The organism is Paracoccus salsus (assembly GCF_021556615.1).
GTDB lineage: Bacteria > Pseudomonadota > Alphaproteobacteria > Rhodobacterales > Rhodobacteraceae > Paracoccus > Paracoccus salsus.
In genome coordinates this window covers 513261-535761 of sequence record NZ_JAKGGD010000003.1, presented here as the reverse complement: position 1 = coordinate 535761, position 22501 = coordinate 513261, and the positions used below count along the sequence as shown (strand labels likewise).

Below are 22501 nucleotides of genomic sequence, written 5' to 3'. Positions count from 1 at the left end.
CGCAGAACCCCTACAACACCGATCTCGACCGCAACCCCGCAAACTTCCAGCCCCTCACCCCCCTCAACTTCCTCGAACGCGCCGCAAACGTCTTCCCCGATCACACCGCGATCGTTCACGGCGATCTGCGTCGCAGCTATGCCGCGTTCTACAGCCGCTCGCGGCAACTGGCGTCGTCCCTGTCACGCGACGGAATCGGCCGCGGCGACACCGTCTCGGTGTTGCTGGCGAACACGCCGGCGATGCTGGAATGCCATTACGGCGTCCCGATGTGCGGCGCGGTGCTGCATTCGATCAACACCCGGCTGGATGCGTCGATCATCGCCTTCCAGCTGGATCACGCCATGGCCCGCGTGGTGATCGTGGACCGGGAATTCATGCCGTTGATGCAGGAGGCGCTTGCGATTGCCACCGTGTCGCCCGTCCTGATCCAGTATGACGACCCGGAGTTCGGCGGCGCGCTCACCCTGTCCGAGGCGACGGATTACGAGGCGTTCCTGTCCGCCGGCGATCCCGATTTCACCTGGCTGATGCCCGAGGACGAATGGGACGCGATTTCGATCAACTACACATCGGGGACGACCGGCGATCCCAAGGGCGTCGTCTCGCATCACCGCGGCGCCTATCTGCTGGCGCAGGGCAATGCGCTGACAACATCGATGGCGAAACACGCGGTCTATCTGTGGACGCTGCCGATGTTCCACTGCAACGGCTGGTGCTTTCCCTGGACGCTGTCGGCGATCGTCGGCACGCATGTCTGCCTGCGCCAGGTGCGGGCCGAGCCGATCTGGAAGGCGCTGGACGAGGCCGGCGTGACGCATCTGTGCGGGGCTCCGATCGTGATGTCGCTGATGATTTCGGCCCCCGACGAGGTCAAGCGCAAGCTGGATCATGGCGTGCAGTTCTTCACCGCCGCCGCGCCCCCGCCCGAGAAGCTGCTGGCGGACATGAAGACCGCGGGTTTCGAGGTCACACATCTCTACGGCCTGACCGAAACCTACGGTCCGTCCGTGGTCAACGAATGGCATGCCGACTGGTCGGATCTGCCCGAGGCAGAGCAGGCCAGGCTGAAATCCCGGCAGGGCGTGCGCTATCTGCCGCTTGAGCAACTTGAAGTGCTCGACCCCGAAACCATGACTCCGGTGCCGCGGGACGGCCAGACGATGGGCGAGGTGATGTTCCGTGGCAACGTCGTGATGAAGGGGTATTTCCGCAATCCGGCCGCCACGCAGGAGGCGTTCGCCGGCGGCTGGTTCCATTCCGGCGATCTGGGCGTGGTGCATCCGGACGGTTACCTGCAACTCAAGGACAGGTCCAAGGACGTCATCATCTCGGGCGGCGAAAACATCTCGTCGATCGAGGTCGAGGAAACGCTGTACCGTCATCCCGCCGTCGCCGTCGCCGCCGTTGTCGCGATGCCGCATGAGAAATGGGGCGAGACGCCCTGTGCCTTCGTCGAGCTTGCAGATGGCCAGACAGCCGACGCCGATCTGCTGCGCGCATGGTGCCGCGACCATCTCGCGGCCTACAAGGTGCCCGGCAAGTTCGTCTTCGCACCGATCCCGAGAACCTCGACCGGAAAGATCCAGAAATTCGTTCTGCGCGAACAGGCAAGGTCCATGGCAACGTGACGGCATGAAGGCGGGGTCGCGTGCCCGGATCAGATCACGGAGCTTTCGAGGAAGGGACGTCCTTCGATGATCCGTTCGAACCCCAGTTCGGACAGGTCAAGCGTGCGGAAGCCGTCATAGATGATCAGTTCGGACACGCCGCGTCCTGTCGCGGGACCCTGCTGCAGGCCATGACCCGAGAAGCCGTTGGCGAAGACAAGGTTCCTGACCTCGGGGTGGCGGCCGACGACCATGTTGTGATCGAGCGTGTTGAACGCATAGTGCCCTGCCCACTGGTTCACCACCTTGATCGCCTCGAAATACCGGGACCGTTCGGCCAGTGCCGGCCAGATCACCTCGTCGAATTCGTCATGTCGCGGTTCGAAGTCGTCCCAATCGACCGCCGGGTCTTGGAGCGGAACACAACCGGCCAGAAAGAACTTGCCTTCCGGGCGGCAATAGACGCCTGACGGGTCGATCATCAGGGGAAGCCGTCCCTGATTGATCCGCGCGGTGCCCTGGGGGGACGCCGCGCAATCGAACACGAAAACAGTGCGCTTGCGCGGTTCGACGGGGATCTCGATCCCCGCCATGCGCGCGGTCAGCGCGGCGCGCGGACCCGACGCATTGACGATGGTCCCCGCGCCGATGACCTGCCCGGATTTCAGTGTGACACGGTCCACCCGGCCGCCGGTGCGGCCGATGGCCGTCACCTCGTCGGTGACATACACAGCGCCCTGCGCGCGCGCCTTGTTCCGGAAGCCGTGCATCAGGCCGGTGTTGTTGAACCAGCCCTCGCCGGATCGCCCGTATGACGCCAGTTCGATGTCCTCGACGCGCATGTGGGGAAAGGCATCGGCCAGTTCCTCGCGCGTCCACAACACCACGTCGGCGTCGCAGCTGCGCTGGACCTGGTGATTTTCCCGCAAAGTGCGGACCTGATGGGGTTGGCTGGCCAGAAACAGGTAGCCGCCGGCATGGAAGTTCAGATCCGGCCTGTCGCCCTCGACCTGCATCATTTCACCGAAGTTCCGGATCACCTGGGATCCATACTGGCTGATCCTGACATTGATCGGATTCGAGAACTGGGTCCTGATCGACGACGCCGACAGCGCGGTCGAGGCGCGCGCATAGCTGGGGTCACGCTCGACCACCAGAACCGAGCCGTCGAAATCGGGATTCGCCGTCAGGTAATAGGCCACCGCCGAACCGATGACGGCCCCGCCCACGATCACGACGTCATAGCTGCCCTGCATCTCGTTCCTCTTTCTCCGACCGGCGCGAAAGACCCAAGGCGGCTCCTTTTCGGTGGCTGGCCAACCCGCGACGGGGATCGCACCTGGCGGATCAATCGCACCCTCGAAAAGCGCGACGGCGGATGCCGCGATCACGGCGCATGTGTCGTCTCCCTTGCGGCCAGAGCCGCCTCGCGCATCTGCGTCAGGGTCTGGCGCGGCGTCAGGGCCTCGGGCGAGATGGCCAGGTCAAGCAGCGCGCCGGTTCCTGACGCCAGCGCGCGTTCGAAGGCCGGCGCGAAATCGGACGTTCGCTCGACCCGTTCCGCGTGAAAGCCGTAGGCCCGGCCAAGCGCCACGAAGTCGGGGTTCCCGGCCATCGTCGTGCCCGAGACGCGGGTCGGATAGTGGCGTTCCTGATGGGCACGGATGGTGCCGTAGATGCCGTTGTTCAGGATCAGGATGATCGGCTGCGCATCGTGCTGCGAGGCTGTCGCCAGTTCCGTGCTGGTCATCTGGAAATCCCCGTCGCCGGCAAAACACACGACGGTCCGCCCGGGGCAGGCAAGCCGCGCTGCGATCGCGGCCGGCACGCCGTAACCCATCGCACCCGATTGCGGCGCCAGAAGCCGGGCTCTTGGGCCGAATCTGAGGAACTTGTTGGGCCAGACGGCAAAGTTCCCCGCACCGTTGGTCACGATCGCGTCGTCGGGCAGGCGATCGCGCAGATAGGCGCAGACCTTTCCCATATCGACGGGCGAGGGCAGGTCCGGCAGATCGAAGCCCTGCTGATAGGCGGCACGACCTCTGGCGCGCCAGTCGTCCCAGTCGCCACTGACCGGCCGGATCGCGGCGGCGAAGCTGTTGGGTCCCGCGTGAATGCCAAGAGCCGGCTGGTAGATCTTGCCGATCTCCATATCCGAGCCGTGGACATGGATCAGCGTCTGGGCGGGCACCGGCACCGACATCAGCGTGTAGCCATCGGTCGTCATCTCGCCAAAGCGGATATTGACCGCAAGGATCACATCGGCCTCGCGGATCAGGGCCTTGACATGGGCCGGCATGCCCACGCCCGCCTCGCCGCAAAAGACGGGCGAGAAATTGTCGAACTGGTCCTGATAGCGGAAGGCGGCCACGGTCGGGATGTTCGACGCTTCCGCAAAGTCCTGCAGCGCGGCGCGACCCTCGGCGGTCCAGTTGCAGCCGCCCAGCAGCAACAGCGGACGCCGGGCGCCGGCCAGAATCGCGCCCGCCCTTTCAAGCGCGGCCGGGGCAGGGGCCGGCGCGGCGATTTCGGACGCGGCGGACAGCGGCGCGGTGCCGGTCAGGGCCGTCAGCATGTCTTCGGGCAGGGCGATGACCACGGGTCCGGGTCGGCCGGTCGTCGCGGTGTTCCATGCCCGGGCGACGAGTTCCGGAATCCGGGTGACGTCGTCGATTTCGACCGCCCATTTGGCCATGGTCCCGAAGACGGCCCGGTAGTCGATTTCCTGGAATGCCTCGCGCCCCCTCATGTCGGTGCCGACCTGACCGACGAAGACCAGCATCGGGGCGCTGTCCTGCATTGCGGTATGGATGCCGATCGAGGCATTGGTGACGCCCGGCCCGCGGGTCACAAGGCAGATGCCGGGACTGCCGGTCAGCTTGCCCCACGCCGCCGCCATGAAGGCTGCCCCGCCCTCGTGGCGGCACAGCACGAAATCCAGCTTGCCGCGCGTGTCGTGAAGAGCGTCCAGGACCGCAAGATAGCTTTCGCCCGGAATGCCGAAGCTTTTCGTGGCCCCAAGTGCCACCAGGCTTTCCACCAGCAATTGCCCGCCATTGCGCATCTTGTCGTTTCGTCTCCAGCCTGGCTTTTCACGTCGCGCCGCGCTGTGGCGGTCGCGCTGTGGCCTGCCTCAGCATCACCACTTCTGGCTGTCGTTCGCAAGGCGCCGCGACCGATCTTCGGGTCGCATCGCCCGGCGCGCGCCGCCGGTGGGCGAGGCGGGGCGCGTCGGGAACGCCGGACCGGGTCTGGCACGGGCCCTGGCCGCGGGGGCCGTCGTCGCGTCCCGGATCCGGGTCACTTGATCCCGGGCGTTCCGTCGAACTTCTTCTCAAGCTGGTTCCAGACCTCGATGTATTCCTGCTGCATCGGCGCCTCCTTGGCAGCGAATTCGGTCAGGTGCTGTGGAAAACGTGTCTCGAACATGAAGGACATGGTCTGGTCCAGCTTTTCGGGCCGCAACTCTGCGTTGCTGGCGCCCTCGAAGGCGTTGCGGTCCGGACCGTGGGGCAGCATGCAGTTGTGAAGGCTGGTGCCGCCGGGCGCAAAGCCCTGCGGCTTGGCGTCATAGATGCCGTAGATGTTGCCCATCAATTCGGACATGATGTTCTTGTGATACCAGGGCGGGCGGAAGGAATGCTCGGCGACCATCCAGCGTTCGCGAAACAGCACGAAGTCGATATTCGCGGTGCCCTCCTGTCCTGACGGCGCGGTCAGCACGGTGAAGATCGATGGGTCCGGGTGGTCGAACAGGATCGCGCCGACCGGGGAATAGCTGCGCAGATCGTATTTGTAGGCGCAGTAATTGCCGTGCCACGCGACCACGTCCAGCGGGCTGTGGTCGATATGGGTCTCGTGGAACTGGCCGCACCACTTGATGACCACGCGCGAGGGGGTCTCGCGATCCTCGAAGGCCGCGACCGGGCACTTGAAGTCGCGCGGATTGGCCATGCAGTTGGCGCCGATCGGGCCACGGCCCGGCAGATCGAACTTCTGGCCATAATTCTCGCACACGAAGCCGCGGGCCGGTCCCTCAAGGATCTCGACCCGATAAACCAGACCGCGCGGGATGATGGCGATCTCCTTGGGTTCAAGGTCGATCACGCCCAGCTCTGTCACGAAGCGCAGGCGGCCTTCCTGCGGGACCACCAGCAATTCGCTGTCGGCCGAGAAGAAATACTCGTCCTGCATGGATCGGGTGACCAGATAGATGTGGCTGGCCATGCCGACCTGGATGTTCACATCGCCTGCCGTGGTCATCGTGCGCATGCCGGTGAGCCAGGTCAGATCTGCATCCGCCGCCGGCATCGGCACAGGGTCCCACCGATACTGGCCAAGGCTGGTCACGTTCGGCAGGATGTTCGGCGCTGTCTTCCAGTAGGGAACATCGATGGGCCGAAAGCGCCCGGTGTGCTGGACCGATGGCCTGATGCGGTAACACCAGGTCCGCTCGTTCTGGCCGCGCGGCGCAGTGAAGGCCGTCCCGGACAACTGTTCCGCATACAGTCCGTAATTGCATTTCTGCGGGCTGTTCTGGCCCTGCGGCAGCGCGCCGGGCAAGGCCTCGGTCTCGAAATCGTTGCCGAAGCCCGGCATGTAGCCGGCGGCCGTTCCGAACATGTCGGTCGCGCGGGTCATTCCCGTGGGCAGGTCCTGGGTGGTCATGGGATTTCCTTCAGCCGGCGGTTCATTGCGTTTGCAATGACAATATCGTTGCGTATGCAACGATGTCAAGCAGCAAGGGCCGGCGCAGTTTATTGTTGCATCCGCAACGAAAACTTGCTGATCTGGTCGGGAAGGAGTTCCCATGACGTTCCACCTGGACCAGTTCCTGCCCTATCGCCTGTCGGTGGCCGCCGCGCAGACCAGTCGCCGGTTTGCCGCCCTCTACGAGGCCGAGGCGGGCTTGACGATCCCCGAATGGCGGGTGCTGGCGCATCTGGCCCATTCCGGCGCGGTCAGCGTGCGCGACATCCATGCCCGTGTGAACCTGGACAAGTCGGTGGTCAGCCGCGCCGCCTCGCGGCTTGAAGGGGCAGGGATGGTGTGCAAATCCGGCCATGACCGCGATCGGCGGCTGGTTGCGCTGCAGCTGACCCGCGACGGTCGGGCGCTGATGGAGCGGCTGGGCAGGATCGCGGATGCCTTCCAGGCCGAACTGTTGGCCGATCTGGGCGAAGACGGGCCCCGGCTTCAGGCCGCGCTGGAGCGGTTGATCGACGCCCCGAGATGACGATCCGGCGTGATCGCCCGCGATTCCGGCTTGCGGGCCAACGGCAGGCGCGCGCCGCACCCAGCCTGTGACGCCGACCACCGCCGGCATTCATGCAGCACGATCCGGTTCGGCATGGTCAGCCATTCGCCGGCAGGATCCTGCCCGTGCAGGGTCCGAAGCCGATGCGGTAGCCTTGGCCCTGGGCAAAGCCGAACAGCCCGATCTCGTCGCCGTCCTCGATGAAGGTCCGCGTCTCGCCGTTGACGGTTACCGTGGATTTCCCGTTCCCGGTCATTTCAAGCAGGGCACCCATCTGATCCCGCGAGGGCCCTGAAATCGTCCCCGATCCCAGCAGATCGCCGACCCGCATCGGGCAGCCCGACACGGCATGATGGGCCAGTTGCTGGGCGCTGGACCAATACATCACGTTGTAGTTCGTCCGGCACATCTGCTGGCCGTTCATGGTCCAGCCGAGGTTCAGATCGTAAAATCCGGGGCGTTCCTCGCGCAGATAGGCCAGGATGTCGTTGTCGCGCGGCGCGCCGCCGCTGCGGAATGGCTCCAGCGCGGCCTGCGTGACGATCCAGGGGCCGATGGTGGTGGCCAGGGCCTTGGACTGGAACGGCCCCAGCGGCTGATATTCCCAGGCCTGGATGTCGCGCGCGGACCAGTCGTTAAGAAGGGTGTAGCCGAAGATCATCTGCTCGGCCGCCTCGACGCCGACGCGCTCACCCATCCGGCTGTCGGCGCCGACGATGGCGGCCAGTTCCAGTTCAAGGTCGAGCCGTCGGCAGGCGGTCCATTCCGGGCCGGCCTCACCCCTGACCTGACCCATCGGCCGACGGATGTCGGTGCCCGAGACCACGACCGACGAGGCCCGGCCGTTATAGCCGATCGGCATATGCGTCCATTGCGGCGGCAGCGCGTTTTCCGGGCCGCGGAACAGCACGCCGACATTGTAGGCGTGATTCCTGGAGGCGTAGAAATCCGTGAACTCGGTCACCCGGATCGGCAAGTGCAGCGTCGTATCCGCCATCGCCACCAGGGGCAGCGAATGGTCGCCATCCTCGGCCAGAAGCTGGGTCAGGCGGCTGCGGATCTGGTCCCATCTGGCCCGGCCAAGCGCGATGAAGTCATTCAGCCGAGGCGCTGCAAACGTGCCGCCCGCATTCAGCAGGCCACGCGCCTCGCAGGCCGCAAGGTCAACGATCATGTCGCCGATCGCCACGCCGCAGCGCCGCGGCCCGCCGCCGACCGAGAACACGCCATAGGGCAGGTTCTGGATCGGAAAGTCGCAGGCCGCGTCGTTCGCAGCCGCAATCCAGCTGCGCAACGGTGTCGGAGCCGCCGGCATCACAGGCCTCCCGTGGTCGGTGGTTTGCGGCATCTTGCCGCGACGGCACGGATACCAGATATTGCTTCCTATGCAAGAATAATCGTTACTTTTGCAACGAAATTGCCCGCGCCGCCGCACGCCGACCGGCACCGGCCCTACGGGCTCGACTTGGCGGCAAACAGGCGAGGTCCGCAGCCCGTTTTCCCGCGCGCGATGCAAACGCATCCCCGGCCTTTGGCCGATGCGTTTTCGACGGCTCTCGAATGGACGCTTCAAGCCTTGCTGCCCCAGATCGGCTCAGCTCTGCTGACAGCTGGTGCTGCCGGACAGGGTCGGATGCGGGATAAAACTGGACCACGCCGCCTGTTTCTGGTCAGAGAGGGCACAAGCCAGCAACAGTAGAATCCCAGATGAGCATCCATCTTTATCCAAATGACCTTCCCGACGACCTGAATCTTGGTCCGGTCGTGGCCATAGACACCGAGACGATGGGGCTTGATCCGCGCCGCGACCGGCTGTGTCTGGTGCAGTTGTCGTCCGGGGATGGCGACGCGCATCTGGTCCAGATCGAGCGTGGCCAGACCGAGGCCCCGAATCTGTGCAAATTGCTGACCGACGCGAAGGTGCTGAAGCTGTTCCATTTCGGACGTTTCGACATCGCCGCGCTGGAAAACTGTTTCGGGGTCGTGACGTCTCCGGTGTGGTGCACCAAGATCGCATCGAAGCTGATCCGGACCTTTACGGACCGGCACGGCCTGAAATACCTGCTGAGCGAACTGGTCGGCGTCGATGTCAGCAAGCAGCAGCAGACCAGTGACTGGGGCGCCGCGGATCTGACCGACGCGCAGCTGGAATACGCCGCGTCGGATGTGCTGCACCTGCACAGGCTGAAGCTGGCCCTGGAAGAGCGACTGAAGCGCGAGAACCGGCTCGGGCTGGCACAAGCCTGTTTCGACTATCTTCCGGCCCGGGCCCATCTGGACCTGCTGGGCTGGGGGGATGAAAACGACATCTTCAGTCACTAGATCGAAGCGGCCGGGGGGCCGTCTGCCTCCCGGGCCCCGCGAGGATAGTTTCACCAACGCAAAGGCAGACGGTTTGAACGACTATATCGAGACGGCAAGGCGCGTGATCCTGACCGAAGCGCGGGGCATGGCGGCTTTGGCCGACGGGCTGGGACCGGAATTCCAGCAGGCGGTGGATGCGATCCTGGCGGCGCAGGGACGCGTCATCGTGTCCGGCATGGGCAAGTCCGGACATATCGCCCGCAAGATCGCGGCGACGCTGGCCTCGACCGGCACGCCCGCGCAGTTCGTGCATCCGGCCGAGGCCAGCCACGGCGATCTGGGGATGGTCACGCAATCCGATGTCGCGCTGGTTCTTTCGAACAGCGGCGAGACGCCCGAGCTGGCCGATCTGGTCGCCCATACGCGACGCTTTCATATCCCGCTGATCGGCGTCGCATCCCGGCCCGAATCCACGCTGCTGCGGCAGTCCGATGTGGCGTTGGTGCTGCCCGCTGCCGAGGAGGCATGCGGCAACGGCATCGTGCCCACCACCTCGACCACGATGACGCTGGCGCTTGGCGATGCGCTGGCGATCGCGTTGATGGAGCATCGCAGCTTCACGGCCGAGCATTTCCGCACCTTCCATCCGGGCGGCAAGCTGGGCGCGCGGCTGTCCAAGGTCGCCGACCTGATGCATCCCGACATGCCGCTTGTGGCGGAAGGCGCGCCGATGAGCGAAGCCCTGCTGGTGATAAGCCAGAAGGGCTATGGCGTGACCGGCGTGACCGATATCGAGGGACATCTGAGCGGCATCATCACCGATGGCGACCTGCGCCGTCACATGCAGGGGTTGCTGGATCATACCGCCTCGGAGGTGATGACCCGCGATCCGCGGGTGATCCGGCCAGAGGCGCTGGCCGAGGCCGCCCTGGCCGAGATGCAGGAGCGCAAGATCACCTGTCTGTTCGCGGTCGAAGACGGCATGCCGCGGGGCATTCTGCATGTCCATGACTGCCTGCGTGCCGGGATGGTCTGAACCCGTGAACCGCACCCGTGTCGTCAGATGGCTGCGCGTGCTTCTGCCCCTGCTGGCGCTGGCGATCCTGTCGACCATGTTCCTCTTTTCGCGCAAGCCCGCGACCGAGCCGCAGATTCCCTATGCCGAGGTCGATGCCGAGCAGATGGCCCGCGAGCCGCGCATCGTCGCGCCGCGCTTTTCGGGTGTGACCAGCGACGGGGCCGAGCTGTTGCTGCGCGCCCGCGATGCGGCGCTGACCGACGCGGATGGTCGCGAGAGCGCTCGCGACCTGCAGCTGACATGGCGGCGGCCAGACGGGCTGGAGGCCGAACTGACCGCGCCGGATGCCCGGGTCGCCGAAGGCGTGATCGGGCTGCGGGGCGGGGTTCGGATGGCGACCTCGTCGGGCTGGACGCTTGAAGCGCCACAGATCGACGCGGCCACCGACCGATCCCTCATTGCCGCTCGCGACGGGGTTTCGGCTGCCGCGCCGTTCGGCCGGATCACGGCCCAAGAGATGCAACTGCTGCCGCAAGGTGGCGTCGAGGGCGAAGCCGGGACGGGCGGCTCGACCGTATTGAACTTCTCAGGCGGTGTCCGTCTGATATACCAGCCATGAGTCACTGAAGGAGCCCGCCATGCTGCGCCCCCTGACGATCGCCCTGCTGCTTGCGGCCGCGCCCGCGGCCGCACAGGATATCGGCTTCGGTGGCGTCAAGGCGGATATCTCGGCCCCGGTCGAGGTCGCCGCTGATCGTCTGGCCGTCGACCAGGCCGATGGCAGCGCCGTCTTCACGGGAAATGTCGTGATTGGTCAGGGCGAGATGCGGCTTTCTGCCGACAAGGTCACCGTCCTTTATGCCGAGGGCGGGCAAAGCCGTATCCGGTCGCTGCGCGCCGAAGGTGGCGTCACGCTGGTGTCCGGCGCCGATGCCGCCGAGGCGCGCGAGGCTGTCTATGACGTCGAATCGGGCAATGTCACGCTGACCGGTGACGTGGTCCTGACCCAGGGCCGGAACGCGCTGACCGGTGACCGGATGGTCGTCGATCTGGCCTCGGGCAGCGCGACCGTCGATGGTCGCGTCCGGTCTGTCCTGCAGCCTGGCGGCAACTGATGCGGCACGAGACGGACAGGCCGGGCGACGGGCTTTGGGTGCGGGGCCTGCGCAAATCCTATCGCAAGCGGCCGGTCATCCATGATGTCTCGGTTTCGCTGGCGCGCGGCGAGGTGGTGGCGCTGCTGGGGCCGAACGGGTCGGGCAAGACCACCTGCTTCTACTGCATCGCCGGTCTGGTGCCGCCGGATGCCGGGCAGGTCATGATCGACGGCAAGGACGCCACCCGGCTGCCGATGTTCCGGCGGGCGCGGATGGGCATCGGCTATCTGCCGCAAGAGATGTCGATCTTTCGCGGCCTGACGGTCGAACAGAACATCATGGCCGTGCTGGAGGTCGCCCTGGACGATCCGCGCCACCGTCGCGACCGGCTGGAGGAATTGCTGGGCGACTTCTCGATCACGCATCTGCGGGGCGCACCCGCGCTGGCCTTGTCGGGCGGCGAGCGCCGCCGGGTCGAGATCGCGCGCTGCCTTGCCTCGGCTCCCAGCTTTCTGTTGCTGGACGAACCCTTCGCGGGGGTCGATCCGATCGCGGTCGGCGAAATCCGCGAACTGGTGCATGACCTGAAGTCGCGCGGCATTGGCGTGCTGATCACCGACCACAACGTGCGGGAAACGCTGGGGATCGTGGACCGCGCCTATATCCTGCATGACGGTCATGTGCTGATGTCCGGCACCACCGCCGAGATCGTCGCAGACCCCAAGGTCCGCGAGGTCTATCTGGGCGAAGGCTTCAGGATGGTGTGAACGGCCTTGGCAATCCTCGCGAAACTTCGTCATGGCATCCTGCGCCCCGTTGACAGAACCGATCGGCTGTCACCAAATTGATTCCTGCGGGCGTGGTATCGGATCTCGCCCCGCCACCCCCGTTATCCGCCGCGCGCCGGCAGCCGTGAACGGGTCGGCGCACGCGGAAGACGGGCAACCGAAGAGGAAAGACGATGCGCTACACCATCAGCGGAAAACACATCGATGTGGGCGATGCCCTCAGCACCCATGTCGAGAAGGAACTGGGCGAGACCGTAATCAAGTACTCCCAGCGCCCGACCGATGCCACGGTGACCTTTTCCAAGGATGCGCATCAGTTCCTGTGTGACGCCGTCGTGCATCTCTCCACCGGGCTGACCGTGCAGGCCCGCGGCGCGGCGGTCGAGATCTATGGCGCCTTCGAGGCCTGTCGCGAAAAGATGGACAAGCAGCTTCGCCGGTACAAGCGCCGCCTGAAGGACCATCACAAGGATCGATCCGGGCCGGTTGTATTCGGTGAGGCGGGCATATATGTGCTGGCCGCCGATGAGAATGAATGGGAATCGCAGGACAGCGGCCTGCAGCCGATCATCATCGCCGAAATGGAATCCCGCGTACCGACCCTCTCGGTCGGCGACGCGGTCATGCAGATGGAACTGGCGGGGGCGCCCTTGCTTGTCTTCCGCAACGAGAAACATGGCGGCGTGAATGTCGTGCATCGCCGCGAGGACGGCAACGTGGGCTGGATTGACCCGCGGGGCAACGGCTGAAGCCGCTGATGGCGACACCTCGCAGACTGAGCCGCCCCCGGGGGCGGCCAGCATAGGAAAGACACGCTAGGATGCAACTCAGCGAGATCCTCAAGCCGGGTGGCGTGCGCTCCCTTGGACAGGTCACGTCCAAGAAGCGCCTGTTCCAGGAGTTGGCCGATCTGGCGCATGCCGAATACCGGCTGAATGCCTCGGAGGTCCTTGACGCTCTGCAGGCGCGTGAAAGCCTGGGGCCGACCGGGGTGGGTCAGGGCGTGGCCTTGCCGCATGCAAGGCTGCACGGGCTTGACAAGGTGGTCGGCCTGTTCCTGCGGATCGAAAAGCCCCTGGATTTCGACGCGGTGGACCGCCAGCCCGTCGATCTGGTCTTTGCCCTTCTGGCGCCCGAAACCAGCGGTGTTGACCACCTGAAGGCGCTGGCACTGGTGTCTCGGACGTTGCGGGACGCCGATCTGCGAGCCAAGCTGCGTGCGAATGACAATCCCGCGACGCTGCATGCCGTGCTGTCCGCCGCCCAACGCATCAAGGCTGCCTGAAAGGTTTGAATTGGCCCGATTCGACCCTATACTGGTCTCCCCACGGATCAGAGGAGGGCCGAGCATGACCAAGCATGTCAGCGACCAACCGCGCACCCACACCGGCACCCGGCTGCGTGAATACACCAGGCAGGAACGCGAATCGGGCACCCATCCCGCATGGGAAATACTGCGTACCCGCCCGCAGACGCGCGGCGGCGAGAACCGCAAGACGGCGGAATATCTTCGAATCGAGCGCGGCCGCAGCGCCTGACCCGGCTTGGCCCTGCGCAGTTCGACGCGAACGGATCACAGCCTCATGCCGATCGACCGGCAAGGCGAACGGGCCGCGCCTTGCCTTTGCCGCACTGGCCTATGCAGGGACGGTTGCATGCCTTCGGTCTGAGAGAACAGGCCGTCTCGCCCACCGGCTTTGCCTCCGGTGGGCATCTGTCCGCATGATCACGCGCGGACCAGCTTCTCGTAATCCTCGGCGATTCCGCGCGTGATCTGGCCGACCTGGAAATGCCAGTCGCCGATCTGGCCCACGGGGGTCACCTCGGCGGCGGTTCCGGTCAGGAAACATTCCTGAAAGCCCTCAAGCTCGTCGGGCGTGATACGCCGCTCGTGCACGGTGCGGCCGTTGTCTTTCAGCATCTGGATGATGGTGCGCCGCGTGATGCCGTCGAGAAAGCGGTCTGCCTTTGGTGTATGGATCTCTTCGTCCTTGACGAAGAAGATGTTCGCGCCCGTGGCTTCGGCCACATAACCCTCCCAGTCCATGAACAGCGCGTCCGAACAGCCCTTGGCCTCGGCCGCGTGCTTGGACATGGTGCAGATCATGTAAAGCCCGGCGGCCTTTGCCGCGGTGGGAATCGTCTCGGGCGAGGGGCGTTTCCACTTGGCCACGTCCAGTTTCGCGCCCTGCCATTTCGCATCGCCGTAATAGCTGCCCCATTCCCAGGCGCAGACCGCCATGCGGACCGGATTGCGCGAGGCGGACACGCCCATGTCCGGCCCCGAACCGCGCCACGCCACCACACGCACATAGGCGTTTTCGAACCCGTTCGCCTTCAGCACGGCCTCTTTGGCGGCGTCGATTTCCTCGGCGCTGTAGGGCACCGGCATGTCCAGCAGCCGGCCCGACTCGATCAGCCGCAGCGAATGTTCGTGACCCTTGAAGATCTTGCCGTCATAGCAGCGTTCGCCCTCGAAGACCGAACTGGCATAGTGCAACGCGTGGGTCAGGACGTGCACCTTGGCATCGCGCCATTCGACCAGTTCACCGTCCATCCAGATCTTGCCGTCGCGATCATCATATGCCGCAGTCATCTCTCTCTCCATCCCGTTCTGGTTTGCGAATATTGCGCCGGACCGCCAGAATTCGGCCCATTTGTTGCGTGATGTCCTTGACGGCTAACAATCGAATCTTGGAAAGTCAACAAGGCTGCCATATCAAGGTGTGTAGCACGGAAAGGAAATCGAATGCAGAAGAAGGCGCGCAGCCCGCAAATGGTCGGCGAGGATTTGCTGTTCCTGACCGACGATCAGTTGCGTCGCGGCATCGAGGCGATGTTCTTTGCCTATCGCGCCTTCACTGCGGATCCTGACCTGATCCTGGCCGATATGGACTATGGCCGCGCCCACCATCGCGCCCTGCATTTCATCAATCGCGATCCGGGCCTGACGGTGACCTCGCTACTGGCGGTGCTGGGCGTAACCAAGCAGTCACTGAACCGCGTCCTGCGAACGCTGATCGAGGACGATCTGGTCGAAAGCCGCGTCGGTCGGCGCGACCGGCGCGAACGCCAGCTTTACCTGACCGACAAGGGCGCCGCGCTGGAGCGTCGTTTGTCCGAGGCGCAGAGGTCGCGGATGCGGACAGCCTATCGCAATGCCGGGCCGCAGGCGGTTGCGGGCTTCCGGCAGGTTCTCGAAGCGATGATGGACCCCGAGACGCGGGCGCAGTATCAGGCCCTCAAGGATTGGCCGAAGGACCGCTGAGATCACCCCATGACCAGTCACGACACGCATATCCTGATCGTCGATGACGATGAACGCATCCGGGCACTGCTGGGGCGATTCCTGCGCAAGAACGGTTTCATGGTGACGATGGCGCACGATGCCGCGCAGGCTCGGCGACTGTTGTCCGGGCTGGAATTCGATCTCATCGTGCTGGACGTGATGATGCCGGGCGAGGACGGGTTCTCGCTGACCCGGGCGCTGCGCGAGCGGATCCAGACACCGATCCTGCTGCTGACCGCCAGGGGCGAGACCGAGGACCGAATCACCGGACTTGAAAGCGGTGCGGATGACTACCTGCCCAAGCCGTTCGAGCCACGCGAATTGCTGTTGCGAATCGGGGCGATCCTGCGCCGCGTGCCCGTGGCCGAGATGTCGCAGCCCAAGTTCCTGTCGCTGGGGATGCTGCGCTATGACACCGACAAGGGCGAGCTTTGGCAGGGCGACACCCATCTGCGGCTGACCGGCAGCGAACAGGCGTTGCTGCGGCGTCTGGCGGCCAGCCGGGGTCAGCCGGTCAGCCGGGCCGACCTGATCGAGGATCTGGGCCGGGGCGGCGGCAATGGCGACGAGACCGAGCATTCCGAACGCGCTATCGACGTGCAGATCACCCGGCTGCGCCGCAAGATCGAGCCGGATCCGAAAGAGCCGCGCTTTCTGCAAACCGTGCGCGGCACCGGCTACATGCTGGTGGTCGACTGATCTTGCCCGCGCACGCCGTGCGGCCTAGCCTGCCGGCGATGGACACCAATCCGACATATCAGGGAATAGAGCTGGACGCGGAGACCGCGCTGGCGCTTCTCGAGTGGCAGGTCGAGATGGGGGCGGACGAGCCTGTTCTCGATGCGCCGGTGGACCGGTTCGAGCTGGCAAACCGCCCCAGGCCCGCAACGCCCGCACCGGCGCCGCTGGCCGATCTGCCCATCCAGTCGACGCCGCAGACCTCTCGCGCGGGACCCGACCCCGCCGACGATCTGGCCGTGCGGATCGCCGAGGCCGAGGCCCTGGCCGCCGCCGCCGACAATCTCGGGGCGCTGGCCGCCGCGCAGGAAGGCTTTGACGGGCTCGAACTCAAGAAAGGCGCGCGGAACTTCTGCTTCGCCGACGGCAAGCCCGGCTCGCGGGTGCTGATCCTGGGCGAGGCGCCGGGCGACGAAGAGGACCGGCAGGGCCGCCCGTTCGTGGGGCGCGCCGGACAGTTGCTGGACCGCATGTTCGATGCGATCGGATTGTCCCGGGCGGCGGTCGATGCCGAACAGGCGCTCTACATCGTCAACGTGCTGGCATGGCGACCGCCCGGCAATCGAGACCCCAATGCTGATGAAATCTCCGTGAGCATGCCGTTCGTGCGGCGCCACATCGAGTTGGCCGCGCCGGACGTGATCGTGCTGATGGGCAACATACCATGCCAGGCGGCGCTGGGACGGCGGGGCATTCTGCGGCTGCGCGGCCAGTGGGCGCAGGCTTTCGGGCGTCCCGCGCTGCCGATGACGCACCCCGCCTACCTGCTGCGGAACCCGCCGGCCAAGCGCGAGGCGTGGGCGGACCTTTTGTCGCTTTCCGCCAGGCTGGAAACGCTTTCCGTTTAGGTCCAGTTTCCGCATCATGGGTCAGGCGCGACCAGCACCGATCGGATTTGGATAAATGCGTTTCCTGTTTCGCAGCCTCAGCGGGCTGTTCATCACCTTCCTGACGCTTGGTCTGCTGTTCCTGGCCGGGTTTCAGCTGTGGGTGGCGACCTCTGCCGACGGCGAGGACGGTCCGGGACGCAGCGGTGGCGAGCAGGTCTACACTGCCAGGCTGCTGACCGTGACGCCGCAGGTCGTGCAGCCGGTGATGAAGGTGTTCGGCACCGTCGATTCCCGTCGCAGGTTGCAACTGCGCGCGGGCGCGTCCGGGCAGATCGTCCATCTGGACCCGGCGATGCAGGAAGGCGGCCAGGTCAAGGCCGGTCAGGTGCTGGTCCGCATCGATCCCGCCTCCGCCCAGGCGGGGCTGGCGAACCAGCTTGCCGCGCGCGACGATGCCGAGGCGACCCTGCGCGATGCGCGCCGCAATGTGCAGGTGGCCGCGGACGACCTTGCCGCGGCCGAGCGTCAGGCCGAACTGCGCCGCGCCGCCGTCGAGCGCCAGGCGTCGCTGGACAAGCGCGGGCTTGGCACCAGCGCCGCGCGCGAGACCGTCGAACTGGCCGCCTCGAGCGCCGAGCAGTCGGTGATCGCGGGACGGTCTGCGCTGGCCTCGGCGGAAAGCGCCGTGACAGCGGCCGAAAACGCACTGCGCCGGGCCGAGATCGCGCTGTCCGAGGCGCGTCGCGAACTGGCCGATACCGAAATCAGGGCCGGCTTCTCGGGGCGCGTCACCGCCGTCACCGCGGTCGAGGGGGGCTTGGTCAGCCTGAACGAACAACTGGCCGAGATCATCGATCCGGACGACCTCGAGGTGCAGGCGCCGTTGTCGCTGAGCCAGTTCTCGCGCCTTCTGGCGGATGGCGGTCAGTTGCGGGATCGTCCGGCGACGGTCATTCTGGACGGCTCGGCCGGGCGGCTGACAGCCGAGGCGCGGCTGGATCGCGCGGCTGCCTCGGTGGCCGAGGGCACGGCCGGCCGGGTCGTCTATGCGCGGATCCTGTCGGGCGGCGAGACGCTGCGGCCGGGCGACTTCGTCAGCGTCGAGATTTCCGAGCCGCAGATCGACAATGCCGCCGTGATCCCCGCTGCGGCGGTGGGACCGGACGGCGCCGTGCTGGCCGCGGATGCCGACGGACGACTGATGGCGACACCGGTGCGCGTGCTGCGGCGGCAGGGCGACGATGTGATCATCGCGGTTTCGGCTGACCTTCAGGGTGCCCGCATCGTGGCCGAGCGCGCGCCCCAGCTGGGAACCGGGATCATGGTCCGCGATGCCGCTGCCCCGGCGCCCGCCGAAGACCAGCGGGCCCAGAACCGCCGAGGTCAGGGCAATGGCTGAGGGTCGGGGCATCCTGTCGATCTTTACCCGCCACCGGACGCTGGCCAATCTGGTGATGGCGGTGATGCTGGTGGGCGGGCTCTACGCGGCGCCGAAGCTGCGCGCACAGTTTTTTCCAGATACCGTCGTGCAGGAGATCGACGTCGCGGTGCGTTGGGACGGTGCCGGCCCCGAGGACGTGGACCGCTCGATCATCGCGGTGCTGGAGCCGGCGCTGATCGGCGTCGAGGGGGTCGCGTTGACGCGATCTCGTGCGGTGCAGGGATATGGCGAGATCGAGGTCGAGTTCGAACCCGGCTGGGACATGTCGCGCGCAAGTTCCGATGTGGAAACCGCCATCGCCGGCGCCGGCGAGCTGCCCGAAGGCGCCGAGGACCCCGAAATCGTCCGCAGTTCCTGGCGCGACCGGGTGGCGGATGTCGTCATCGCCGGTCCGGTCGGGCTGGACCAGCTTGGCCGCATCGCTGATGAACTGGTGAACCGCCTCTATGCGCAGGGCATCACGCGGCTGACCGTTTCGGGCCTGGCAGCGCCCGAGACGCTGGTCGAGGTCCGGATGGCCGACATGGTTCGCCACGACGTGACGCTGGAGCAGATCGCGGGCGTCGTCCGGGCGGCGGCGTCGGTCAGCCCGGCCGGCGATGTGTCGTCGGGGGCCGCCCGGGTGCGGACCGGGACCGAGGCCCGCGCCCCGGCAGAGGTGGCGGCGCTGATTCTGGCCGCGCGGTCCGACGGAACGCAGCTGACGGTCGGCGACGTGGCCGAGGTCCGCCAGTCCGGAATGGACCGCAACACGGCCTATTTCGTGGATGGCAACCCGGCGGTGATGGTGCAGGTCCAGCGCAGCGCCTCGGGCGATGCGATCGGGATGCAACGCACGGTCGAGCAGGTCGTTTCCCGAATGGAACCGGCGCTGCCGGCGGGCGTCGGGATCGAACTGGTGCGCGCCCGGGCCGAGCTTATCTCGGCCCGGCTGGCGCTGTTGCTGGACAACGCGCTTTTGGGTTTGGGGCTGGTCCTGGCGCTGCTGTTCCTGTTCCTGAACGCGCGGACCGCCTTGTGGGTGGCTGCGGGAATACCGGCGTCGCTGCTGGGCGCGGTGGCGCTGATGTATGCGACGGGGATGACCCTGAACATGGTCTCGCTGTTCGCGCTGATCCTGACGCTGGGGATCATCGTCGATGATGCGATCGTGGTGGGCGAACATGCGGATTACCGTGCCCGCAAGCTGGGCGAGCCTGCCGTGGTCGCCGCCGAACGCGCGGCTGCCCGGATGGCCGCGCCGGTCGTGTCGTCGTCGCTGACGACGATCATCGCCTTCGGGGCGCTGGTCTTGATCGGCGGGCGATTTGGAGACCTGATCATCGACATTCCGATGACGGTGATCCTGGTTCTGATCGCCTCGCTGGTCGAGTGTTTCCTGGTGCTGCCCAGCCACATGTCGCATGCGCTGACCCGCTCGGCCCGCCGGCACTGGTATGACCGGCCCTCGAAGCTGGTCAATCGGGGGCTGGACCGGGTGGTCCATCATCTGCTTCGCCCGCTGACCCGCTGGGTGCTGATCCTGCGCTACCCGGTTCTTGCCGCCACCATCGTGCTGTTCTCGTGGGCAGCCTCGGCGCTGATCTCGGGACAGGTGCCGTGGCGGTTCTTCGACGCGCCCGAACAGGGCAGCGTCGCCGGCAATTTCGCCATGCTGCCGGGGGCGACTCGCGATGACACGATCCGCGTCATGGGGCTGGTCCAGGAAGCGGTCGACCGTGTCGCGGCACGCTACGAGGACGAATACGGCATCAATCCGGTCACCCACGCCATGACCATGGTCGGCAGCAATTCCGGCCGCCCTCTGCCCGGGGCGGATACCAAAGATACCGACCTGCTGGGCGCCGTCCAGATGGAACTGATCGACCCCGATTTCCGGCCCTATTCAAGCTTTGATTTCGTGGCCGCCTTGCAGGACGCCATGCCAAGCGATCCCCGGCTGGAGACGATCAGCTTCCGGGGCTTTCGGTCGGGGCCGGGCGGGGATGCGGTTTCGGTGCGGATGACGGGCGCCGAGGCGCAAAGGCTGAAGAACGCGGCCGAGGCCTTGAAGCTGCGGCTTCAGGCCTTCCCCGAGGTGTCGGCGCTGGAAGACAGCATGTCCTATGACAAGGATGAGCTGGAATTACAGCTGACCGCGCGTGGCGAGGCGCTGGGATTCACCACCGAGGGTCTGGGCCGCGAGTTGCGTCAGCGTCTGGCCGGGATCGAGGCGGCGACCTATCCGGTCGGCACCCGCACCGGCGCGATCCGGGTCGAACTGCCCGAGGACGAACGGCGCGGCGATTTCCTGGAGCGGATGATGATGCGCACGGCCTTGGGACAGTGGGTTCCGCTTGGCGATATCGTGACGGTCAGCAGCGAAGCGGGCTTTTCCGTGATCCGGCGCGAGAATGGCGAACGGATGATCTCGGTCACGGGCGACATTTCCGACGACGATCCGTCGCGCGCCGCCCAGATCGCCCAGCAGCTTGAATTCGAGATCATGCCCGCGATCGCCGCCGAATACGGCATCAACTTCGAGACCACCGGCCTGGCCGAGCAGGAGCGTGACTTCCTTGGCGACGCGGCGCTTGGCTTTGCGCTGGCGCTGACCGGCATCTACATGGTTCTGGCCTGGATCTTTGCCAGCTGGTCCCGGCCGCTGGTGGTGATGTCGGTGATCCCCTTTGGCCTGGTCGGCGCGGTCTGGGGCCACCACGTCTGGGATCTGCCGATGTCGATGTTCTCGATCGTCGGGCTGATCGGGATGTCGGGGATCATCATCAATGATTCGATCGTGCTGATCTCGACCATCGACGAATACGCAAAGGATCGCGGCCTCAGGCCGGCCGTCGTCGAGGCCGTGTGCAACCGTTTCCGTCCGGTGCTGCTGACGACCGCGACGACCGTGCTGGGATTGGCACCGCTTCTGTATGAGCGGTCGTCGCAGGCGCTGTTCCTGAAGCCGACGGTCGTGACCCTGGCCTATGGGCTGGGCTTCGGGATGATCGTGGTGTTGCTGGTGGTGCCTGCCGTGCTGGGCATCGGCGCCGATCTGGGGCGGTCGCGGATCGGTTTCCGGCGCGGGCTTCGGTCCCCGGCGATGCAAGGACCGGTGCGCCTTGGTGCGGGTCTGGCCGGGCTGGCTTTCCTGGCCATCCTGCCACCCGCGACGCTGTTTCCGGAACTGGGGGTCACGCTGCCGGCATGGTGGCCTGTGGCCGCCTCGCCGGTCGCGGCGCTTGGCTGGTATGTGCTCGCGGTAGCCCTGGCCGTGATCGTGGCGGCGGTGGTCAGCCTTGCGGGTCGCAGCCCTGGGTCTCGACCGCCCCATCCGCGCCGATCAGCGTGATCCGGACTTCGGCGAGGTCCAGGTCGAAGGGCTGCGCCGAGGGCGCCACGAAATCGGCGGTCGCGCGGGTGCCGTTCCCTTCGGACTGCAGCACGGGTGACGACACCCAGATATCGGGGTGTCCCATGACCTCCATCGCGGCGGCCTCGGCACCGGCCTGCGGCAACAGGGCGCTCAGGCGCATGCCGTCCTCGATCCCTGTCAGGCGGCAGAGGGGACGCTGTGCCAGCGGACGCGGAACCGTTTTCAGCGCGGCCTCGATCTGCGGGTCGGGCATCGCGCCCGGATCCGGGGCCTGCAGCGCGACATTGGCGGGAATGCAGATCTTCTCGCACAGTCCGAAATCGACCGTTGTGCCCAGCCGGAGGGGCTGGGCCGGATCCGCGGGACGGGCGGTGAAGGGCAGCACAAGCAGGTCGTGATATCCCAAGGTCAGGTCATCGCCCGAGCGGATCGCCTCAGGGGCGGGCCAGTGAAGGGTGATATCGGCAAGGTTCGACGAATCCTGCCAGTCGAAGCTGGGGGGCAGCCCGCTGTCGCCCGGGCTGCGCCAATAGGTCTTCCAGCCGGGCGCCAGCCGAAGCTCCAGCGCGGCGATGCGGTTGCCCTGATCGTCGATCCAGCCCGGCAGAAGCCGCGCCGATTCCAGCCCTGGCGGCAGATCCTGCGCCGAGAGCGGCAGAACCCCCAGCGCGAGAAAGCCGAGTGCGATGGCCGGAATACGTGTCATGCATCGGTCAATAGCCCCGAATCCCGGACGACCCAAGTCACAAACGCGAGGGGGTCTTGCATCAG

General features: G+C 66.1%; 21 protein-coding genes. 15 read left to right on the top strand and 6 right to left on the bottom strand.

Annotated elements, in window-relative coordinates; all coding sequences use genetic code 11:
* On the top strand, positions 1–1631 hold a 1631-nt coding region (locus L1965_RS09245), incomplete at its 5' end, for an acyl-CoA synthetase (protein WP_235756116.1).
* Positions 1632–1660: 29 nt separating this feature from the next.
* On the opposite strand, the gene L1965_RS09240 is transcribed toward L1965_RS09245, so the two are convergent.
* The 3 genes from L1965_RS09240 to hmgA form a co-directional block, all read right to left on the bottom strand.
* Positions 1661–2866, bottom strand: a complete 1206-nt coding sequence (locus L1965_RS09240; protein ID WP_235756115.1) for an NAD(P)/FAD-dependent oxidoreductase — start codon at positions 2864–2866, stop codon at positions 1661–1663.
* Positions 2867–2997: 131 nt separating this feature from the next.
* On the bottom strand, positions 2998–4674 hold the full coding sequence (locus L1965_RS09235) for a thiamine pyrophosphate-dependent enzyme (protein ID WP_235756114.1): 1677 nt from the start codon (positions 4672–4674) through the stop codon (positions 2998–3000).
* 236 nt (positions 4675–4910) lie between these two features.
* Positions 4911–6278, bottom strand: coding sequence for a homogentisate 1,2-dioxygenase (hmgA, locus tag L1965_RS09230; RefSeq protein ID WP_235756113.1), 1368 nt, complete (start codon positions 6276–6278; stop codon positions 4911–4913).
* A 142-nt stretch (positions 6279–6420) separates the two neighbouring features.
* On the opposite strand from hmgA, the gene L1965_RS09225 reads away from it, so the two are divergent.
* Positions 6421–6846 carry a MarR family winged helix-turn-helix transcriptional regulator gene (locus L1965_RS09225; protein WP_235756112.1) on the top strand — a complete coding sequence of 142 codons (426 nt, stop codon included), beginning with the start codon at positions 6421–6423 and terminating at the stop codon, positions 6844–6846.
* 118 nt (positions 6847–6964) lie between these two features.
* On the opposite strand, the gene fahA is transcribed toward L1965_RS09225, so the two are convergent.
* Complete coding sequence (fahA, locus tag L1965_RS09220) at positions 6965–8182, bottom strand: fumarylacetoacetase (protein ID WP_235756111.1); 1218 nt, start codon at positions 8180–8182, stop codon at positions 6965–6967.
* Between the two features lie 392 nt (positions 8183–8574).
* Here fahA and L1965_RS09215 point away from each other — a divergent pair, with 392 nt between their 5' ends.
* The 8 genes from L1965_RS09215 to L1965_RS09180 all read left to right on the top strand — a co-directional run bounded on the left by L1965_RS09215 (position 8575) and on the right by L1965_RS09180 (position 13612).
* The gene (locus L1965_RS09215; protein ID WP_235756110.1) at positions 8575–9189 is read left to right on the top strand and encodes a ribonuclease D; all 615 of its coding nucleotides are present in this window, start codon (positions 8575–8577) and stop codon (positions 9187–9189) included.
* Between the two features lie 127 nt (positions 9190–9316).
* A complete protein-coding gene (locus tag L1965_RS09210) occupies positions 9317–10207 on the top strand; it encodes a KpsF/GutQ family sugar-phosphate isomerase (protein WP_235756152.1) in 891 nt (296 codons plus the stop codon).
* Positions 10208–10211: 4 nt separating this feature from the next.
* Complete coding sequence (locus tag L1965_RS09205) at positions 10212–10808, top strand: hypothetical protein (protein WP_235756109.1); 597 nt, start codon at positions 10212–10214, stop codon at positions 10806–10808.
* Between the two features lie 19 nt (positions 10809–10827).
* Entirely contained in the window at positions 10828–11304 is a 477-nt protein-coding gene (gene lptA, locus L1965_RS09200; RefSeq protein WP_235756108.1) for a lipopolysaccharide transport periplasmic protein LptA, read from the top strand.
* On the top strand, positions 11304–12053 hold the full coding sequence (lptB, locus tag L1965_RS09195) for an LPS export ABC transporter ATP-binding protein (RefSeq protein WP_235756107.1): 750 nt from the start codon (positions 11304–11306) through the stop codon (positions 12051–12053). The genes lptA and lptB overlap by 1 nt, the downstream gene beginning before the upstream one ends.
* A 194-nt stretch (positions 12054–12247) precedes the next feature.
* Positions 12248–12823, top strand: a complete 576-nt coding sequence (gene hpf, locus L1965_RS09190; protein ID WP_235756106.1) for a ribosome hibernation-promoting factor, HPF/YfiA family — start codon at positions 12248–12250, stop codon at positions 12821–12823.
* 71 nt (positions 12824–12894) lie between these two features.
* On the top strand, positions 12895–13359 hold the full coding sequence (locus L1965_RS09185; protein ID WP_235756105.1) for a PTS sugar transporter subunit IIA: 465 nt from the start codon (positions 12895–12897) through the stop codon (positions 13357–13359).
* A gap of 64 nt (positions 13360–13423) precedes the next feature.
* Positions 13424–13612 (top strand): hypothetical protein, encoded by a 189-nt coding sequence (locus L1965_RS09180; RefSeq protein WP_235756104.1) that lies wholly within the window; start codon positions 13424–13426, stop codon positions 13610–13612.
* A gap of 188 nt (positions 13613–13800) precedes the next feature.
* On the opposite strand, the gene L1965_RS09175 is transcribed toward L1965_RS09180, so the two are convergent.
* Positions 13801–14670, bottom strand: a complete 870-nt coding sequence (locus tag L1965_RS09175) for a branched-chain amino acid aminotransferase (RefSeq protein WP_235756103.1) — start codon at positions 14668–14670, stop codon at positions 13801–13803.
* 153 nt (positions 14671–14823) lie between these two features.
* Here L1965_RS09175 and L1965_RS09170 point away from each other — a divergent pair, with 153 nt between their 5' ends.
* The 5 genes from L1965_RS09170 to L1965_RS09150 are packed head-to-tail and all read left to right on the top strand — an operon-like array spanning position 14824 to position 21706.
* On the top strand, positions 14824–15342 hold the full coding sequence (locus tag L1965_RS09170) for a MarR family winged helix-turn-helix transcriptional regulator (protein WP_235756102.1): 519 nt from the start codon (positions 14824–14826) through the stop codon (positions 15340–15342).
* A 9-nt stretch (positions 15343–15351) separates the two neighbouring features.
* Positions 15352–16062, top strand: a complete 711-nt coding sequence (locus L1965_RS09165; RefSeq protein WP_235756101.1) for a response regulator — start codon at positions 15352–15354, stop codon at positions 16060–16062.
* A gap of 38 nt (positions 16063–16100) precedes the next feature.
* A complete protein-coding gene (locus L1965_RS09160; RefSeq protein WP_235756100.1) occupies positions 16101–16949 on the top strand; it encodes a uracil-DNA glycosylase in 849 nt (282 codons plus the stop codon).
* A gap of 55 nt (positions 16950–17004) precedes the next feature.
* A complete protein-coding gene (locus tag L1965_RS09155) occupies positions 17005–18330 on the top strand; it encodes an efflux RND transporter periplasmic adaptor subunit (RefSeq protein ID WP_235756099.1) in 1326 nt (441 codons plus the stop codon).
* A complete protein-coding gene (locus L1965_RS09150) occupies positions 18323–21706 on the top strand; it encodes an efflux RND transporter permease subunit (protein WP_235756098.1) in 3384 nt (1127 codons plus the stop codon). The genes L1965_RS09155 and L1965_RS09150 overlap by 8 nt, the downstream gene beginning before the upstream one ends.
* On the opposite strand, the gene L1965_RS09145 is transcribed toward L1965_RS09150, so the two are convergent.
* Positions 21648–22436 (bottom strand): protein-disulfide reductase DsbD domain-containing protein, encoded by a 789-nt coding sequence (locus tag L1965_RS09145; protein ID WP_235756097.1) that lies wholly within the window; start codon positions 22434–22436, stop codon positions 21648–21650. The two genes, L1965_RS09150 and L1965_RS09145, sit on opposite strands and share 59 nt — an antisense overlap.
* Positions 22437–22501: the final 65 nt, after the last annotated feature.

What these genes read in the sequence shown, in the direction of transcription:
- L1965_RS09210 (WP_235756152.1), top strand. Translation starts at nt 9,317, where the DNA reads ATGGCGGCTTTGGCCGACGGGCTGGGACCGGAATTCCAGCAGGCGGTG.
- L1965_RS09180 (WP_235756104.1), top strand. Translation starts at nt 13,424, where the DNA reads ATGACCAAGCATGTCAGCGACCAACCGCGCACCCACACCGGCACCCGG.
- L1965_RS09240 (WP_235756115.1), bottom strand. Translation starts at nt 2,866, where the DNA reads ATGCAGGGCAGCTATGACGTCGTGATCGTGGGCGGGGCCGTCATCGGT.
- hmgA (WP_235756113.1), bottom strand. Translation starts at nt 6,278, where the DNA reads ATGACCACCCAGGACCTGCCCACGGGAATGACCCGCGCGACCGACATG.
- L1965_RS09185 (WP_235756105.1), top strand. Translation starts at nt 12,895, where the DNA reads ATGCAACTCAGCGAGATCCTCAAGCCGGGTGGCGTGCGCTCCCTTGGA.
- lptB (WP_235756107.1), top strand. Translation starts at nt 11,304, where the DNA reads ATGCGGCACGAGACGGACAGGCCGGGCGACGGGCTTTGGGTGCGGGGC.
- L1965_RS09145 (WP_235756097.1), bottom strand. Translation starts at nt 22,436, where the DNA reads ATGACACGTATTCCGGCCATCGCACTCGGCTTTCTCGCGCTGGGGGTT.
- L1965_RS09170 (WP_235756102.1), top strand. Translation starts at nt 14,824, where the DNA reads ATGCAGAAGAAGGCGCGCAGCCCGCAAATGGTCGGCGAGGATTTGCTG.
- L1965_RS09155 (WP_235756099.1), top strand. Translation starts at nt 17,005, where the DNA reads ATGCGTTTCCTGTTTCGCAGCCTCAGCGGGCTGTTCATCACCTTCCTG.
- L1965_RS09215 (WP_235756110.1), top strand. Translation starts at nt 8,575, where the DNA reads ATGAGCATCCATCTTTATCCAAATGACCTTCCCGACGACCTGAATCTT.
- fahA (WP_235756111.1), bottom strand. Translation starts at nt 8,182, where the DNA reads ATGCCGGCGGCTCCGACACCGTTGCGCAGCTGGATTGCGGCTGCGAAC.
- L1965_RS09175 (WP_235756103.1), bottom strand. Translation starts at nt 14,670, where the DNA reads ATGACTGCGGCATATGATGATCGCGACGGCAAGATCTGGATGGACGGT.
- L1965_RS09150 (WP_235756098.1), top strand. Translation starts at nt 18,323, where the DNA reads ATGGCTGAGGGTCGGGGCATCCTGTCGATCTTTACCCGCCACCGGACG.
- L1965_RS09225 (WP_235756112.1), top strand. Translation starts at nt 6,421, where the DNA reads ATGACGTTCCACCTGGACCAGTTCCTGCCCTATCGCCTGTCGGTGGCC.
- hpf (WP_235756106.1), top strand. Translation starts at nt 12,248, where the DNA reads ATGCGCTACACCATCAGCGGAAAACACATCGATGTGGGCGATGCCCTC.
- lptA (WP_235756108.1), top strand. Translation starts at nt 10,828, where the DNA reads ATGCTGCGCCCCCTGACGATCGCCCTGCTGCTTGCGGCCGCGCCCGCG.
- L1965_RS09165 (WP_235756101.1), top strand. Translation starts at nt 15,352, where the DNA reads ATGACCAGTCACGACACGCATATCCTGATCGTCGATGACGATGAACGC.
- L1965_RS09235 (WP_235756114.1), bottom strand. Translation starts at nt 4,674, where the DNA reads ATGCGCAATGGCGGGCAATTGCTGGTGGAAAGCCTGGTGGCACTTGGG.
- L1965_RS09160 (WP_235756100.1), top strand. Translation starts at nt 16,101, where the DNA reads ATGGACACCAATCCGACATATCAGGGAATAGAGCTGGACGCGGAGACC.